This window comes from Marinobacter panjinensis, assembly GCF_005298175.1.
GTDB lineage: Bacteria > Pseudomonadota > Gammaproteobacteria > Pseudomonadales > Oleiphilaceae > Marinobacter > Marinobacter panjinensis.
The window spans coordinates 1277605-1293375 of the sequence record NZ_SZYH01000001.1 but is presented as its reverse complement, the minus strand read 5'-3'; the positions used below and the strand labels follow the sequence as shown (position 1 = coordinate 1293375).

Here is a 15771-nt window from a genome sequence, read left to right as displayed (position 1 = left end):
CTGATTATGAAACTCCTGATAACCGGCGGCGCCGGCTTCATAGGCTCCGCCGTCATCCGCCACATCATCACCAACACCAAAGATGAAGTGGTCAACCTCGACAAACTAACCTACGCCGGCAATCTCGAAAGCCTGGCAGAGGTAAGCGACAGCGAACGCTACGCCTTCGAACAGGTAGACATCTGCAACCGCACCGAAGTAGACCGTGTGCTTGCGGAGCACCAGCCCGACGCCATCATGCACCTGGCCGCCGAAAGCCACGTAGATCGCTCCATAGACGGCCCTGCAGCCTTCATCGAAACCAACATAGTTGGTACCTACACCCTGCTGGAAGCCGCCCGCCATTACTGCCAAGGCCTGGACGACCAACGCCGCACCAACTTCCGCTTCCACCACATAAGCACAGACGAAGTCTACGGCGACCTGGCCGAACACGCAGACAGCACCGCCCCCCTAGGTCGGATAGAGCAAAGCGAAATCCGACAACCCGACGCCTTGCCCCTATTCACCGAACAAACCCCCTACGCCCCAAGCAGCCCCTACAGCGCCAGCAAAGCCAGCTCCGACCACCTGGCAAGAGCCTGGCAACGCACCTACGGGCTCCCGGTACTAATTACAAACTGCTCAAACAACTACGGCCCCTACCACTTCCCGGAAAAGCTAATACCGTTGGTTATCCTCAACGCCTTGGAAAACAAGCCTCTCCCCGTCTACGGCAAAGGCGACCAGATCCGCGATTGGCTCTACGTAGAAGACCACGCCCGCGCCCTTTATAGAGTTGTCACAGAGGGCAAACCCGGTGAAACCTATAACATCGGCGGCCACAACGAAAAGCAGAACATCGAAGTAGTCCAGACCATCTGCGACATCCTCCAGGAGCTACGCCCTCAGCAAAATAGCTACCGGGACCTGATCACTCACGTAAAAGACCGCCCCGGCCACGACTTGCGATACGCCATAGACGCAAGCAAAATCCAGCGTGAACTGGGCTGGTCCCCGGAAGAAACCTTCGAAACCGGCATCCGCAAAACTGTAGTGTGGTACCTCAATAACCTTGATTGGTGCCAACGAGTGCAGGACGGCAGCTACCAAAGAGAGCGTTTAGGAGCATCGGCATGAAAGGCATCATTTTGGCAGGCGGCTCCGGCACCCGGCTATATCCCATTACCTTGGGTACCTCCAAACAACTCTTACCGGTGTACGACAAACCAATGATCTATTACCCGCTTTCTGTGCTTATGCTGGCCGGCATACGGGAGATCTTGATCATCACCACCCCGGAAGACGAGGCGAGTTTCAAGCGAAGCCTAGGCAGCGGAGAGCAGTTTGGAATCAGCCTCAGCTATGCCCAGCAATCCAGCCCCGATGGCCTGGCCCAAGCGTTTACAATCGGTGAAGATTTCATAGGCGACAGCAGCGTTTGCCTGGTGCTAGGTGACAACATCTTCTACGGACAGGGCTTTACTCCAAAACTACGCGATGCCGTAAAGCGCACCGAGGAGAATGGGGGCGCCACGGTATTCGGCTACCAGGTGAAGGACCCCGAGCGTTTTGGCGTAGTGGCGTTTGATAACAACCACAAAGCTATCTCTATAGAGGAAAAGCCCACAAAACCTCAATCCCATTTTGCGGTGACAGGTCTGTACTTTTACGATAACCGCGTGATCGACATTGCAAAGGCCGTAGAGCCTTCCCACCGTGGCGAGCTGGAAATCACTGACGTGAACAGAGCCTACCTGGAAGCGGGCGAACTGAACGTGGAGCTGTTGGGCCGTGGTTTTGCGTGGCTGGACACTGGCACCCACGAGAGCCTGCTGGAAGCCGCCCAATTTGTGGAAACAATTGAAAAGCGCCAGGGTTACAAGATTGCGTGTCTGGAGGAGATTGCATTCAACAATGGCTGGCTGAGCAAAACTCAGCTCCTCGCTCAGGCAAATCAGCTCAAGAAAAACAGTTACGGAATCTACTTGCAGGAGTTGGTCGATGAGCAGTAAACAATCGGATCTGGTGCAATGGATTGAGATCCCAAAACTCGGTGACGACCGGGGCTCCTTAGTGGCGCTGGAGGGCAACAAGATCGTCCCCTTCGACATAGAGCGTGTGTATTACATCTTCGGCACCAAGCCTGGGGTTGCTCGTGGATTTCATGCCCACAAAGCACTGAAACAAGTCGCGATCTGTATTACGGGCAAATGCAAGATGCTATTGGACAACGGCATCGAAAAAGCCGAAGTCTGGCTGGACTCGCCAGCGAAAGGCATTCTGATTAATCATTTGGTATGGCATGAAATGCACGAGTTCAGCACTGACTGCGTTTTGCTGGTGCTGGCCAGTGAACATTATGACGAATCCGATTATATTCGGGAGTACAGCGATTTTATCACACGGGTGAATACATGAGCTTTATTCACTCCTTGGCTGACGTTGCTTCGAGCCAGATTGGAGAGGGGACACGTGTCTGGCAATTTGTTGTTGTCCTGGACGGTGCCAATATTGGCAGAAACTGCAACATCTGTGCGCATACTTTGATCGAAAGTGATGTCGTCATTGGCGATAACGTGACGATTAAATCCGGCGTGCAGGTCTGGGATGGGACTCGAATTGGAAATGATGTTTTTATTGGCCCGAATGCAACATTCACCAATGATAGCCACCCGCGCTCAAAGGAGTACCCAGCAGAGTTTTCGGGTATTACTATCAAGAACCATGCAAGTGTTGGTGCCAATGCTACCCTGCTGCCGGGAATCACCATTGGAGAATACGCGATGGTGGGTGCCGGAGCGGTGGTCACCAAAGATGTACCACCCAGGGCTGTAGTGGTGGGCAATCCTGCGGAAATAATCAGGTACCTAGATAAATGATTTCTTTTCTTGATCTGAAGCTGATCAACAACCAGTATCGCGACACACTTATTGAGGCCGCCACCCGAGTAATTGATTCCGGTTGGTATATGCAGGGCACGGAAGTGCACGCATTCGAAGAGGAGTTCGCCGCCTGGTGCGGCACTGAACATTGCATTGGAGTCGCCAATGGATTGGATGCGTTGACGCTGACCTTGAAGGCTTGGAAAGAACTAGGCCGGTTAAAGGAAGGCGACGAAGTAATTGTGCCCGCCAACACCTATATTGCCAGCATACTGGCGATTACCGAGAACCGGCTAAAGCCTGTGCTGGTGGAGCCGGATGAAACAACTTACAACCTTTGCCCGGAAAAAACCGCTACCGCGATTAACTCGAACACGAAAGCTATACTGGCTGTGCATTTGTACGGCCAGATAGCGCCTATGCCAGACATTATGGCGCTGGCCAAAACCCATAACCTGCTTGTGCTGGAAGACTCGGCGCAGGCACACGGGGCCGCGACCAAAGGGAAAAAAGCAGGCAACTGGGGTGATGCCTCCGGTTTCAGCTTCTACCCAGGCAAAAACCTAGGCGCACTGGGTGATGCTGGTGCTGTGACCACTAATGATCCAGAGTTGGCGAAAACCATTCGTGCCTTGGGCAACTACGGCAGCCATAAAAAATACGAAAATCTCTACCAGGGTGTGAATAGCCGCCTTGATGAAATCCAGGCGGCGCTGCTGCGCGTCAAACTCTACTATCTTGACGCAGAAACCCAGCGCCGCCGGGAAATTGCCTTGGCATATGCACAGGGCATCGAGAACCCCGTGATCATCCAGCCGATAGGCCGTGATGCAAACCTCGCAAGCGTGCAAAACCACGCGTTTCACCTCTATGTGGTGAGAACTGGCACACGTGATGCGCTGCAACAACACTTGCTCAATGCTGGTGTGCAAACGATGATCCATTACCCGATACCGCCACACCTGCAACAAGCCTATAGCGACTGGAACACACATAGTTATCCGGTCACAGAAGATATACACCAGCAAGTTTTAAGCCTACCGATCAGCCCGGTGATGACTGACGAGCAGGTCCAGAAAGTCATCGAATCCTGTAATGACTTTCCGGTTCCTAACCGATGACGCTGATCAAGACCAGCCTTCTTAACGGCATCGCAGTAGTCATTAAAATGCTGACGTTGCTGGGCCTGAACAAGATCCTTGCAGTCTACGTAGGCCCCGCCGGTTACGCAGCTTTGGGACAGTTTCAAAACGCTGTTCAGATGATCACTACCTTTGCCAGCGGCGCCTTGAACACAGGTGTCACCAAATACACGGCAGAGTACTACGACGATGAAGCGCGCCAACACACGGTCTGGCGTACGGCGGGCACCATAGCGTTGATTGGATCACTGACCACCGCCGTATTGGTGATTATTTTTAATCAGCCGCTGGCAGGCTGGTTCTTAAAAGACGAATCATTAGGTAGTGTGTTCATCTGGTTTGCCGCTACGCTAGTATTGTTTGTCTTTAATACTCTGCTGTTGGCTATTCTCAACGGTAAAAAAGAAATACAACGATACGTTGTTGCTAACATCGCAGGCAGTCTGTTTTCGCTGGCAGTCACGAGTGTGATGGCGATTCGGTTAGGTCTTTACGGCGCTTTGGTAGCGCTGGCGATTTACCAATCCCTCACTTTTTTTGTAACTTTACTACTCGTATATAAGGCACCGTGGTTCAAGTTTCGTTACCTTCTCGGAAACGTAGATAAACAAGCCGCCAAAAATCTCGGCAAGTATACCGCGATGGCGCTCACAAGTGCTGCGTGCGTACCGGTGAGTCACATACTGATTCGTAACCATCTTGGCGAAACTTTGGGCTGGGACGCTGCGGGCTATTGGGAAGCAATGTGGCGACTGAGTGCCGCTTACCTTATGTTGGTTACGACAACGCTCAGTGTTTATTACCTACCTAAACTTTCAGAGTTGAAAGACGCCTCTGAAATAAGTAATGAAATCATTCAGGGATACAGAATCATCCTCCCTGTTGCTGCAGTTTCCGGTCTAACGATCTATTTGCTTCGCGACTTAATTATCCGGATCCTTTTTACCGAAGATTTTGAGCCAATGAAACAACTATTTGCTTGGCAAATGGTGGGCGATACCCTGAAGATAGGTAGTTGGATATTGGCTTACCTTATGTTGGGTAAAGCGATGACGAAACTGTTCATTGTTTCCGAAATTGTATTTTCTGGTCTGTTTTATGGGCTGACGGTGATTTTCACTACAACATTAGGCCTAGAGGGCGTTGCATTGGCACACGCAATTAATTATCTGATTTATTGGGCCGTAATGGCATTACTTATTCTGAGGTCGCTTAGGGATGAAGGTTAGTTTCCCGAGTGGGAAGAGAGAGGATAGATTGAGAATTTAAATGCTAACTTGAAAAAGGTAGGTCTCTGCTCCTTTCTATTATTAGGCCGAACAAAATTGAACACTCTTTAGTTATTAACCGAGTGTTTCTGGTTAGGCTTTGTTAATTTTAAGATAAGTTTGTAAAAGGTTTGAAGCGTGAGAATTGGAATATTAAAGCAAGGTGTGTTCGGAGGTACCGATGAGCTTCTCGATCGCGCTATGACATGGTTTTCTGAAAATGGCTACGACTGCGACCCCATTACTGAAAGCTTTCATGGCCAACATTTTTATGACTGTATACTATTACCAACCTCTGAAATCTCACGTCTAGGTCGTTATTACCTGAGAGGGCTGCGGTTTAAAAAGCTACTCGTGTGGTCCATGGGCCATGGAGCTTTCGGTGCTGCATTTTATAACAGGAAATTCGAAACGTCCTTTATGAAATTTTTTCTTCGGGTGTTTCCAGCCCTATATCTTCGTAAGCTTTTTCGGTTGCATGCCATTGTATTCACTGATTTAGTTGGGTTGAATTACGAGCTATATACTACTGGATATAATAGGAAGCTTCTTTCGCCAGAAAGCTTGATTGTGCCTATTGCGATCAAGGGAAGAGGGCGTCCGATAATAGAGTGCGGCAAGTCGCAAAACAGGTTAGTGGTAAACTGTTGTTGGATTGGGCGGGTTAGTCATGATTTTAAAGTGGAGCCGTTATTAGATTTGCTCAAAGAGTTGAATCAATTAATGGGCGAAGATTTGTCTGTCAAGACCTTTTATGTTATTGGAAGCGGAGATGCGATATCTTACTTAAGAACGGAGGTTAAATTAATGAACCTACGGTTCGCTATTCGTTTCATTGACTTTATACCGCCGGGAAAATTAGATAATTTTATGAATCAGCATGTTGACCTTTCTTTTGTCATGGGAACAGCGGCTCTTGATTCATCAAAAATGTGTATACCAACTATTGTTGTCAAGCCTTATTCGATATTGGATAAGAGCCACGGTAAAGTGAATCATCGCGAAAAATATAGATTTGTATTCAACTCTAAAGGTTTCTCTTTAGGAGAGTTTCCTGACTTAAATGTTATCCCCTCTCAACCCGATTCTGATTTGCAAGATATAATGGACTACCTTAAAGAACAGGGGGTATATAATGTGTCCATTAAATGTAGAAAATACTCGGAAAAATTTTTTGAGGATGAGGTGTTTTCGAAGCTTGTAAGGAAATTAAAGGGAGCCAAGGATTATGAAAAGACATTCTTGGACTATTTCTTGTTAATCTTTTTTATTTCGAAGGCTTTTCTGAAAAGATTGATGGTGTTTTGTGGATCTAGGTAAATCATCAATTATGGTAAATCTGAAAGTTTTTAAGAGAATCGTTTTTTTCCTAGTCTCTTTGTTTGTTTTCATGGTGTCTGTATTTTATGCAAACATTTCATACGCATTCACCGGCGAAGATTCTTTAGATTTAGCTTTATTTTTGTTTTTTTTTGGAGTTTTGTCACTCATAATTCGTGCTTCATCTTTTGATAAAAGACCGTTGTCTCCGGTTATCTTTTTTCTACTTTCGGTTTTTATATTCATAGTCGCTAGGCCTTTTATTTATCCTTTTTTTGAATTCGAAATGGTTGAGGCCGGTCATTCCGGTAGCTTGTCAGACCATGTATACGCTTTATATGTGTTCTTAGCATATTTTTCGCTTATGTCTATGTTTTTCGTTCTCTTGTCGAGCCCTTCTTTTTATTCGCTGCATCATATTCTTTTAGTGGATAGGTCCTGTTCGTTTCATAACATCTGGATTTCTTCTCTTTGTCTTGGGCTCTCTTTGTTATTTTTCGGGTACTTCTTGTTCGTGTCTATACGTTCTTACGATATCATTTCGAATGGTAATTATCTTGAAATCGCGGGTTCCTCCTCAATTTTGGGTCATATTAAGTATTTCTTTTATGGTAAATGGTTTTCTATTCTATATATTTTTTCTTCACGCCACAAAAAACGTTTTTTTTGGGCTTCTTTAATATTGTTTGTAGCGTCTTTTGGTTTTCTTTTCGTTGGACTTAGGGGTTACTTTGTTGCGTATTTTTTTCTTTTTTTGTACTTCTATAATGTTTGGTACAGCTTGAGTTTGAAGTCTTTACTAGTTTTAGCGATCTCTCTTGTTTTCCTATCCTCAAAGGTTATCGAGTATAGACTCGGATATGACCTGTACGATAGCTTGAGTGATGTAGTGATCAGAACATTTCACCAGCAAGGAGCAACCTTTGAAGTTTTATATGGAGTGGTGCAGTTTCCAGATAAGGTTTCGGCGTGTGTTGAACAGTATGGTTACTTATCACAAGATACAGATTTTGGCCGTTGCGTAGACCGTTCGCGAGGCGTTCTTTGGGAATATGGCGGGTTCGCGACAAGTTTTTTCGCCGAACTTCACTATTTTAATTATTTTATTGCGTTGTTCTTGACGTTTGTTTTTGTCTATTTTGTTAAGGTGATTGATTTTATCTCCTATTATTATTCAGAGTATGGGTTTAATTTGGGTTCAGTTATTTCGGGATTTTTGCTGTTCTCGGTTATCCCCAATCTGGTATATTTTGCTCGTAGTGATGCTATCGATTTTATTTTAAAGTTTAGTTTCTCGTTGTTGGTATCTTTTTTGTTTTTCATTTTATTTAGGATTTTAAAAGAAGCATCTGCCGATTAGCTATTATTTAAGGAAATTTATGAAAACAGCGCTTATAACAGGCATTACCGGTCAAGACGGGTCTTACCTCGCCGAATTTCTTTTGGAAAAAGGCTACCAAGTCCACGGGATAAAGCGTCGTGCTTCGCTTTTCAACACCCAGCGTGTGGACCATATCTACCAAGATCCCCATGTAGAACACCAGAACTTCATTCTTCACTATGGCGATTTAACAGACTCCTCGAACCTCACCCGTATTCTTCAGGAAGTCCAACCAGACGAGGTTTATAACCTGGGTGCGCAGTCCCATGTGGCAGTTTCGTTCGAATCTCCCGAATACACTGCAGATGTAGACGCCATGGGTACGCTTCGGTTGCTGGAAGCGATCCGTTTACTTGGCCTCGAAAAGAAAGCACGCTTCTATCAAGCATCGACCTCCGAATTATATGGGTTGGTTCAGGAAACACCGCAGAAGGAAACTACACCGTTTTATCCGCGCTCCCCCTACGCCGTAGCTAAGCTGTACGCCTACTGGATTACGGTAAACTACCGGGAGGCTTATGGCATGTATGCGTGCAATGGCGTGCTATTTAACCATGAATCTCCGCGCCGTGGTGAGACCTTCGTTACCCGCAAGATCACTCGTGGCCTGGCGAACATCGCCCAAGGGCTGGAAGACTGTCTGTATATAGGTAACATGAACGCGTTGCGTGACTGGGGTCACGCCAAAGACTACGTGCGTATGCAATGGATGATGCTCCAGCAGGATCAGCCCGAGGATTACGTAATAGCGACCGGTGTGCAGTATTCTGTTCGTCAGTTCATTGAATGGTCCGCGAAGGAGCTGGGTATTTCTCTGCAGTTTGAAGGAAACGGCGTGGAAGAGGTTGCGGTGATTGAGTCCATCGAGGGCGATAACGCGCCTGCACTAAAGGTTGGGGATGTTGTAGTGCGAGTCGACCCGCGCTATTTCCGACCGGCGGAGGTGGAAACATTGCTAGGCGATCCTACAAAAGCCAGGGAAAAGCTGGGCTGGACGCCGGAAATTACCACGCAGGAAATGTGTTCGGAAATGGTGGCCGACGACCTTAAGACAGCCAAGCGACATGCCCTGCTCAAACTGCACGGGTATGAAATTCCAGTTTCCCTAGAGAAGTGATGAGTTATGGGCAATATACGTGTATTTGTGGCTGGGCACGGAGGAATGGTCGGTTCTGCGCTGGTGCGCCAGTTGCAGAATAACCCTGAGATTGAGCTGGTTACCCGCAGCAGGTCGGAATTGGATCTGCTGAACCAAGCCTCGGTGCATCAGTTTTTTCGGGAGGAGAGCATTGACCAGGTCTACCTTGCCGCGGCGAAAGTCGGTGGTATTCAAGCAAACAACAACTACCCTGCTGAGTTCATCTACGAAAATCTGATGGTCGAAGCTAATATTGTCCATGCTGCCCACATGGCTGGCGTCCAAAGACTTCTGTTCTTGGGCTCGTCCTGCATTTATCCGAAAATGGCCGAGCAGCCCATGAAAGAAGATGCGCTATTGACTGGTACCCTCGAACCCACCAACGAGCCCTATGCGATCGCCAAGATCGCCGGCATTAAACTGTGTGAAAGCTACAACCGTCAGTACCGCCGCGATTACCGCAGTGTGATGCCGACGAATCTTTACGGCGAAAATGATAACTTTCATCCCGAGAATAGCCACGTAATCCCGGCAATGATGCGTCGTTTCCACGAGGCCAAAGAGGCAGGTGCCAAAGAAGTTGTGGTATGGGGCAGTGGTAAGCCTATGCGTGAATTCCTGCACGTTGATGATATGGCTTCCGCCAGTGTGTACGTGATGAACCTAAACGAAGATACATACAAGGCAAACACCCAACCAATGCTCTCGCATATTAACGTGGGCACTGGGGTGGATTGCACGATTCGCGAGCTGGCTGCGACCATGCAGCATGTTGTAGGTTTTGAGGGGGAGTTGGTGTTTGATACGAGCAAACCGGATGGAACGCCTCGGAAGTTAATGGATGTCTCACGATTGAGGGACTTAGGATGGAATCCCAAAATCACGTTGAAAGTCGGGCTTCATCAAACGTATCTCTGGTTCCTGAAACAGCAGAAACTGTTAAGGGAGTGAAAATTCATTAATTTTCATCTATTAGGGTATCAGCTTGCTGGCTTGGCGCTAGTTTAATCGTACGGAACGGAATGACCTAAGCCCGTTGGTGGGTTTTATTTCTATAATTGATAGTCTAAATCTACGAGCTTAGGGTTATTAGAGAGAATAGTTTATGTATATTGTTAGATTGACTGGGGGTTTAGGAAATCAGCTGTTTCAGATTTCAACAGCACTTTCTATTTCAGAAAATAGATCAAATTCTATCTTGGTAGATCGGTCGTCTTTTTTTAAGGATAAAAAACATGGTGGATACCGATTGAATCATCTTAGGCTGCCTGAATTTAAAAAATATAATCCAAACCCTGTCGTTAGATATATAGTTAAAATTTTAGATAAATTCCCAGTTTTGACTGTGGTTACTCCGTTTTTTTTTCATGAGAAAAAATACTCTGATAAGGTAAAACAGATAAAAAGCGGATACTTGATTGGTTACTGGCAAGATCATAAATATTTCGATAAAAAATTTGATGTTTTAAAAAAATACTTTGTTCCTTCTGTGATTTCATTGCAAGAAGAAAGGTTGTCGAAGTTTATCAGAAGCTGTGATTCGGTTTCAGTTCATGTTCGGCGAGGTGATTACACGCGGGCTGATGTCATAAAAAATCATGGGATTTGTTCAACGAGCTACTATAAAGAGGCTATCGACATAATAAAAGATAAGTTGACTGACCCGCATTTTTTTGTTTTTACGAATGATCATCAGTGGGTAGCTGATAATTTGGATGGTACCTTTTCTGGTGCGTGCGTTACTTATGTGAAAGATCATTCCCAAGAGGTGGATCTTTGGCTAATGAGCCAATGCAAACATAACGTGATTGCTAATAGTAGCTTTAGTTGGTGGGGTGCCTATTTGGCCAACCACAATAAACAAATAGTTATCTCACCTTACCCTTGGTACGAACGTCCGCAAAGAGGATCTAGCGATCCGTCTCTCAGTTCTTGGATGAGAGTCAAAAAGCGTTAAAGGTGGTTTATGTACGATATTTCTGTAATTCTGGCTTGCAACAGGATTGATCAGTATACTTCTGTTGCTGTTAGTAGCGTACTAGCCTCCATTGACGTCAATTTGGAGTTGATTCTGGTCGCTAATGGCGATCGTTGTGAAGAGGTCTGGGCATATTTTAACTCGGAGTACGGTAATTTAGCCAACGTACAAATATTGAAGTCGCCTATTGGGCAACTATCTTTTGCTCTCAACTTCGGGATTACTTTCTCAAGATCGGATTATATTGGCAGGATGGATGCGGATGATGTATGTATGCCGGAGCGGTTTTCGAAACAGCTGTCATATTTAAAAGAGAAGAATTTGGATGTGTTGGGTGCAGATATTATTTTAATTGATTCTGACGGTAATACTATAGGGGAGCGAAGGTATCCTAAAGGCAATAGCATTGGGTTTCGTTTATTCATCGGCGCGCCTTTCTGTCATCCGTCAGTAATATTTAAGAAGAGAGTACTTATCGCTAATCGTGGCTACAACTCAGGATATAATTCTGAAGACTACGATTTGTGGTTACGGCTTCACCGAGGTAGGGTTCGATGGGAGAATCTTGACGAAAAGTTACTGTTATACAGAGTTCATAATAATTCTACTCAAGGTAGCGCGTTAGCTTATGCGGAGGTGTGTGGATACTTTCTCCGAGAATTTCTAATCAGTAAGGGAATGCAAAAGTTGTTTTTCTTAGGAGGGGGGCTCTATTCGCTATTGAAATTTGTATTGAGAGCTAGAAAATAGCGAGTATTAGATCGGTGCTTGATTTTATCCAAATCTTACTTAAATACGTTCCCGAATTACCCCGAACTATAGACACCGTGTAGAGTTAAGGTTTCCGTTACCACGCAGGTGCCCAATGAGCTGCGAGAAGATCCAGCCGTACACCGCACACTTTCGGTGAAAAGCAGTGCTAAGAGCTGGTCAATCTGGTAACGCGGCAGCATCCGTTACCCGTGATCTAGGCAGTCACCCGAGCCAGATCTAGAATTAGCGTAGTCAGTTTATCCGCCTGGCGGACGAGCAGTTCAACAGCGTTAGTGGCGTTGATTACTCCTGCAAGGTGAGAGCGAAGCCATGGGCAAGCTGCAGCGTGAGAAGAAGACTCTGAGGAAGGGAAATAGATTTCTAAGAAAGGTGTCTGGGTACTTCGCGAAGTCCTAAGGGTGAAGTACGCGCTGATTGAGGAATTCTGTCAACGCAATGCAGTGCGCCAAATGTGCTGTGTTAGGGAGGTATCCCCCCCCCCGCTGTATGCCTAGTTGTCCAAATGACCGGATACCCTTAAACACAAATTGGCCATTTTAGCCTGAGATCTATTTTGGAACCCCGGTTAAAAGGGTGATGGCCGTGCGGACTTGTCTCTGAAATTTTTATTTGACGCCCTAATTGCGTCGAAGATTAGGATGTCAGATCGCCAACTGCCGAAAGTTAGTGAGGATTATATCAAGGATGAAGATATGCGGTATGGCCTGAAGTTGCGTTGCCTTTGGGAATGGCTGATTTTCAGCTTTGGGAGGGCCCACATTTGAAATTGGTTTATGTGATTACTCGGTCTGATGTAATGGGAGGTGCAAGTGTCCACTTGCTGGATCTGGCCAAAGGCATGAAGGATCTTGGGCACACGGTCGTCGTTCTTATTGGTGGCCAGGGGATTGTTGTTGATCGCGCTAGACAGCTTGGTATCGATTGTCGGTCGTTGAAATTTCTTGTGCGAGAAATCTCTCCTTGTGCTGATATTCGGGGTTACTTTGAACTATTGAGAGCGTTAGCCGACTTGAAGCCGGATCTAGTTCACCTCCACTCGGCCAAGGCGGGTATATTAGGCCGATTAGTTGCAAAGCGTCTTTCGGTCCCCGCGGTTTATACTGCTCATGGATGGCCGTTTACTGAGGGCGTTTCTGAGGCAAAACGGAAGTTGTACGCGGTAGTAGAAAGGGCAATGGCCAATATTTCTGATCGAATCATCACGGTGTCCGAGTACGACCGGAATATCGCAATTCAGGAAAAGGTTGCATCATATGATCAGATGGTGGTTGTTCATAACGGGATGCCAGATGTACCACAGGCTTTGCGAGCAACCCATCAAGACCAACGTGCAAAGCTGGTTATGGTCGCCAGGTTCGAGGAACCTAAGGATCAGCGAGCTGTGATTGAGTCGCTTGCAACTATTAAGTGTCTAGACTGGTCTATGGATTTCATTGGTGATGGGCCTACTCTGGAGAGTGCAAAGTCTCTGGTTGAGAGTCTCGGGCTGTCTAAGCGCGTTTTATTCCTCGGTGAAAGGGATGATGTTCCAGAGTGCCTGAGCCGTTCGGATGCCTTGATATTAGTGTCTCGTTGGGAAGGCTTGCCTCTAACTATCCTTGAAGCAATGCGAGCAGGTTTGCCAGTAGTTGCGTCAGATGTGGGAGGGGTAAGCGAGGCAGTTACCGATGGAGTAACCGGATATTTGGTGCCTCGGAATGGGCGGGCCGAACTTATTGAGTCGCTAAGAAAAATTATTTCAGAACCCGAAGCGCGAGTTAGAATGGGTGAAGCAGGGCATTTAGAGTTCGAACGCGAGTTCACCTTTGAAGCAATGCTGCATAGGACAGAGTCTGTGTATCTACAAGCACTTGCCGTAGAGTCTAAAACGTGAATATAGTGATTACAGGTGTTTCCGGCTTCATTGGTTCTGCTTTGGGTAAAGCATTGCAGAAAGATTGTAACTTTGATGAGATAATCGGATTAACTCGCAAAGCAAAAAAAGAGCTTGACATCCCTATCAGGGCTGCGGGATGTCTATATGAAGGAGGAGATGCGCCACAATGTTTTCAAGGTATGGATGTTGTCATCCATTTGGCCGGTCTAGCCCATGTAAATTCGCGATATAGCGACGATCCATTGGCCGAATTTAGGCGTGTTAATGTTTCCGGAAGCCTAAATGTCGCCAAAGCTGCTTTAGCAGCCGGCGTGAAGCGAATGGTTTTTGTGAGCTCGGTCGGCGTTAACGGAGATACTAACGAAACGCCTTTTACAGAAGAGGATCTTCCTCGCCCAGTGAACGCATACGCCCAGTCGAAATGGGAGGCCGAGAGGGAATTGTTGGAATTCTCCCAAAAGACCGGCATGGAGGTTGTAATAATCCGCCCTCCACTCGTATACGGACCTAATGCTCCTGGTAAGTTTGGCAGCCTCGTGAAGTGGATTGACCGTGGCATACCTTTGCCGCTGGGGGCCGTGGATAACCGGCGCACTCTAGTATCATTGGATAATCTCCTGGATTTGATTACTGTTTGTATTGATCACCCGGCCGCTACTGGACAGGTGTTTCTCGCCGGCGACGGAGAGGACCTATCCACGACGCAATTACTGCGAGGTGCGGGCGAAGCTATGGGAAAACACGTGCGGTTGATTCCTGTGCCAGTCGGTATGCTGAAGTTCGGGGCATGGCTTTTGGGAAAGCAAAATTTTTCACAAGGCTTGCTGGGTTCCTTGCAGGTGGATATTTCCAAAGCACGCAACCTATTGGGCTGGGAGCCGCCACTGTCGGTGGAGGAAGGGCTTCGGCGTTGTTTTGTTTCGGAGAATGGACGTTGATTCGGTTATTTGATTTATTCTTTTCGTTGTTTGGTTTGCTATTCGGCTTTCCGGTGCTGTTGGTTCTGATGGTTATTGGTTTTTTCGATACCGGCTCTTCCGTTTTTCGCCAGGAGCGGGTAGGGCGCAACAAAAAGCCGTTCACTCTGGTGAAGTTCCGCACTATGAAAAAAGACACCGCCCATGTGGCCAGTCACCTCGCCAGCGCCAGTGCGATTACGCCTTTCGGGCACTTCCTGCGCCGCACCAAGCTGGATGAGTTGCCGCAGCTGTGGAATGTGCTGAAAGGTGAAATGAGCCTGGTGGGGCCACGGCCTTGCTTGTTTAACCAGGAAGAGTTGATTGCTGAACGTGAACAGCGGGGTGTGCTGGCTGCTCGGCCTGGTATTACCGGGTTGGCGCAGGTGAATGACATTGATATGTCGACGCCTGTGTTGTTGGCGGAGACGGACCAGAAGATGCTGGCAAACCTGACAGTGGGCGCTTACTTCAAGTACATTTTTATGACCGTTGCTGGTAAAGGGGCAGGCGACCGGGTGCCCGGTAAAGACTGATAGCCCACTTTGGGTGTGTTTAGACTGTGGCTGTTGGTTTATAAAGGAGTGTCTAAGGCAAATCAAACAAGTGCTTGAACGCTCAGGTATCGACTTCGGCACCAGCGGTGCCCGGGACTGGTTGAAGACCTTACTGACGAAGTTTGTGCGGCTTTTACGGCCGCATTTTTGGTCGTGATGGCCGAGGAAGCACGGGTGCAGCGCCTGGCGATTGGCCGGGATTTTCGGCCTGCCAGTCCCCCCATGGTGGCCGCCTGTTCGGCCGCTGCCCGGGCTATGGGAATTGCGGTGGACAATTACGGCGCTCTGCCCACGCCAGCATTGGAACTTCAGGCTATGGCAGGCGGAGTGCCTGCCATTATGATAACGGGCAATCACATTCCGTTTGATCGTAATGGCATTAAGTTTTATCGGCCAGATGGTGAGATTGCCAAAGCCGACGAACAGGCCATTATGGCCATTGATAAAGCCATGCCGGTTCTTGGCGAGGTTGTGCAGCAAGCGGAAGATGTGCGTGCTGCCGAGACTTAGAAGGCTC

At 47.3% G+C, this 15771-nt stretch carries 16 protein-coding genes; all 16 read left to right on the top strand.

The features are described from left to right. Positions 1–6 precede the first annotated feature (6 nt). The 16 genes from rfbB (at position 7) to FDP08_RS20450 (ending at position 15764) form a co-directional block, all read left to right on the top strand. The gene (rfbB, locus tag FDP08_RS05845; protein ID WP_137435056.1) at positions 7–1119 is read left to right on the top strand and encodes a dTDP-glucose 4,6-dehydratase; all 1113 of its coding nucleotides are present in this window, start codon (positions 7–9) and stop codon (positions 1117–1119) included. Next, complete coding sequence (gene rfbA, locus FDP08_RS05840; RefSeq protein ID WP_137435055.1) at positions 1116–1994, top strand: glucose-1-phosphate thymidylyltransferase RfbA; 879 nt, start codon at positions 1116–1118, stop codon at positions 1992–1994. The genes rfbB and rfbA overlap by 4 nt, the downstream gene beginning before the upstream one ends. Further along, the gene (locus FDP08_RS05835; RefSeq protein WP_137435054.1) at positions 1984–2400 is read left to right on the top strand and encodes a sugar 3,4-ketoisomerase; all 417 of its coding nucleotides are present in this window, start codon (positions 1984–1986) and stop codon (positions 2398–2400) included. Before rfbA ends, FDP08_RS05835 begins: the two co-directional genes overlap by 11 nt. After that, on the top strand, positions 2397–2861 hold the full coding sequence (locus FDP08_RS05830; RefSeq protein WP_137435053.1) for an acyltransferase: 465 nt from the start codon (positions 2397–2399) through the stop codon (positions 2859–2861). The genes FDP08_RS05835 and FDP08_RS05830 overlap by 4 nt, the downstream gene beginning before the upstream one ends. Beyond that, complete coding sequence (locus FDP08_RS05825; RefSeq protein WP_137435052.1) at positions 2858–3985, top strand: DegT/DnrJ/EryC1/StrS family aminotransferase; 1128 nt, start codon at positions 2858–2860, stop codon at positions 3983–3985. The genes FDP08_RS05830 and FDP08_RS05825 overlap by 4 nt, the downstream gene beginning before the upstream one ends. Next, positions 3982–5235, top strand: coding sequence for an O-antigen translocase (locus FDP08_RS05820; protein ID WP_137435051.1), 1254 nt, complete (start codon positions 3982–3984; stop codon positions 5233–5235). Before FDP08_RS05825 ends, FDP08_RS05820 begins: the two co-directional genes overlap by 4 nt. Before the next feature lie 177 nt (positions 5236–5412). Then, positions 5413–6594 carry a hypothetical protein gene (locus tag FDP08_RS05815; RefSeq protein ID WP_137435050.1) on the top strand — a complete coding sequence of 394 codons (1182 nt, stop codon included), beginning with the start codon at positions 5413–5415 and terminating at the stop codon, positions 6592–6594. Between the two features lie 10 nt (positions 6595–6604). After that, complete coding sequence (wzy, locus tag FDP08_RS05810) at positions 6605–7954, top strand: O-antigen polysaccharide polymerase Wzy (protein WP_137435049.1); 1350 nt, start codon at positions 6605–6607, stop codon at positions 7952–7954. Between the two features lie 19 nt (positions 7955–7973). Next, the gene (gene gmd, locus FDP08_RS05805) at positions 7974–9092 is read left to right on the top strand and encodes a GDP-mannose 4,6-dehydratase (RefSeq protein WP_137435048.1); all 1119 of its coding nucleotides are present in this window, start codon (positions 7974–7976) and stop codon (positions 9090–9092) included. Between the two features lie 6 nt (positions 9093–9098). Next, positions 9099–10064: a GDP-L-fucose synthase gene (gene fcl, locus FDP08_RS05800; protein WP_137435047.1), complete on the top strand. Its 966-nt coding sequence runs from the start codon at positions 9099–9101 to the stop codon at positions 10062–10064. A gap of 154 nt (positions 10065–10218) precedes the next feature. Next, positions 10219–11070 (top strand): alpha-1,2-fucosyltransferase, encoded by an 852-nt coding sequence (locus tag FDP08_RS05795; protein WP_137435046.1) that lies wholly within the window; start codon positions 10219–10221, stop codon positions 11068–11070. 9 nt (positions 11071–11079) lie between these two features. After that, on the top strand, positions 11080–11841 hold the full coding sequence (locus tag FDP08_RS05790) for a glycosyltransferase (protein ID WP_137435045.1): 762 nt from the start codon (positions 11080–11082) through the stop codon (positions 11839–11841). 784 nt (positions 11842–12625) lie between these two features. Then, on the top strand, positions 12626–13738 hold the full coding sequence (locus FDP08_RS05785) for a glycosyltransferase family 4 protein (RefSeq protein ID WP_137435044.1): 1113 nt from the start codon (positions 12626–12628) through the stop codon (positions 13736–13738). Then, positions 13735–14679, top strand: coding sequence for a UDP-glucose 4-epimerase family protein (locus tag FDP08_RS05780; RefSeq protein WP_137435043.1), 945 nt, complete (start codon positions 13735–13737; stop codon positions 14677–14679). Before FDP08_RS05785 ends, FDP08_RS05780 begins: the two co-directional genes overlap by 4 nt. Next, on the top strand, positions 14676–15233 hold the full coding sequence (locus tag FDP08_RS05775) for a sugar transferase (RefSeq protein ID WP_137437236.1): 558 nt from the start codon (positions 14676–14678) through the stop codon (positions 15231–15233). Before FDP08_RS05780 ends, FDP08_RS05775 begins: the two co-directional genes overlap by 4 nt. Before the next feature lie 117 nt (positions 15234–15350). After that, positions 15351–15764, top strand: coding sequence for a phosphohexomutase domain-containing protein (locus tag FDP08_RS20450; RefSeq protein WP_228263344.1), 414 nt, complete (start codon positions 15351–15353; stop codon positions 15762–15764). Positions 15765–15771: the final 7 nt, after the last annotated feature.

Excerpts from the sequence above, each read along its gene's own strand:
- rfbB (WP_137435056.1), top strand. The coding sequence starts at position 7 with ATGAAACTCCTGATAACCGGCGGCGCCGGCTTCATAGGCTCCGCCGTC.
- rfbA (WP_137435055.1), top strand. The coding sequence starts at position 1,116 with ATGAAAGGCATCATTTTGGCAGGCGGCTCCGGCACCCGGCTATATCCC.
- FDP08_RS05835 (WP_137435054.1), top strand. The coding sequence starts at position 1,984 with ATGAGCAGTAAACAATCGGATCTGGTGCAATGGATTGAGATCCCAAAA.
- FDP08_RS05830 (WP_137435053.1), top strand. The coding sequence starts at position 2,397 with ATGAGCTTTATTCACTCCTTGGCTGACGTTGCTTCGAGCCAGATTGGA.
- FDP08_RS05825 (WP_137435052.1), top strand. The coding sequence starts at position 2,858 with ATGATTTCTTTTCTTGATCTGAAGCTGATCAACAACCAGTATCGCGAC.
- FDP08_RS05820 (WP_137435051.1), top strand. The coding sequence starts at position 3,982 with ATGACGCTGATCAAGACCAGCCTTCTTAACGGCATCGCAGTAGTCATT.
- wzy (WP_137435049.1), top strand. The coding sequence starts at position 6,605 with ATGGTAAATCTGAAAGTTTTTAAGAGAATCGTTTTTTTCCTAGTCTCT.
- gmd (WP_137435048.1), top strand. The coding sequence starts at position 7,974 with ATGAAAACAGCGCTTATAACAGGCATTACCGGTCAAGACGGGTCTTAC.
- fcl (WP_137435047.1), top strand. The coding sequence starts at position 9,099 with ATGGGCAATATACGTGTATTTGTGGCTGGGCACGGAGGAATGGTCGGT.
- FDP08_RS05795 (WP_137435046.1), top strand. The coding sequence starts at position 10,219 with ATGTATATTGTTAGATTGACTGGGGGTTTAGGAAATCAGCTGTTTCAG.
- FDP08_RS05790 (WP_137435045.1), top strand. The coding sequence starts at position 11,080 with ATGTACGATATTTCTGTAATTCTGGCTTGCAACAGGATTGATCAGTAT.